The organism is Thiohalocapsa sp., from assembly GCF_019695415.1.
GTDB lineage: Bacteria > Pseudomonadota > Gammaproteobacteria > Chromatiales > Chromatiaceae > Thiohalocapsa.
This window is the reverse complement of sequence record NZ_JAIFKJ010000412.1, coordinates 7,601-8,116: the sequence shown is the minus strand read 5'-3', so window position 1 is coordinate 8,116 and position 516 is coordinate 7,601. Positions and strand designations below refer to the sequence as shown.

At 67.6% G+C, this 516-nt stretch carries 1 protein-coding gene; it reads left to right on the top strand.

Translation table 11 applies throughout. The features are described from left to right. Nucleotides 1-262: 262 nt before the first annotated feature. A partial coding sequence (locus I6U14_RS11805; protein ID WP_296899562.1) for a hypothetical protein occupies nucleotides 263-516 on the top strand: 254 nt, incomplete at its 3' end.

The following is a 516-nucleotide window of genomic DNA, read 5'->3' as shown; positions in this document are numbered from 1 at the left end:
GATACCGCTTCATTGGGAATCCTGCCCAAAAATCGGATGGAGCCGGACCTGCTCAGACATTGGGGCGATCTGAAATATCTCGCATTTTCAGAGACTTACGCCGCTGAAAATGGCGGGCCGTCCTGGCCTGCACGAGAAACGCCAACAAATTGGCGTTCCTTAGGCGACAGCGCCTGCTGTGGCCGGTGCGCGAACGTGCGGGCGGCGTTGGTGCTGCGTGGTGCTATGCTGTCTTTATTGACAGTTGTCTCGTTGCGCATCCATGGCACCTGCCGGACCCGTCCAGTATGCGGCGCTTTGCAGCCGCCGCTGCTTCAGCTTTCTGTCCGCTGCCTCCCAGCCGCCGGAGCTGGTGCGCACCGCCGTCGGCCTCGGCCATCAGGCCCTGCCCATCGCCGACCTCCGTTCCCTGGCGGGGGTGGGCCCGCCCCACCCGCAACCCCCGGGCCATGGCCCTCCGCTCCCGACCGGCCACGCGCCCCCGCGTGCCGACCCCCCCCGGCCCGGCGCCGCGGG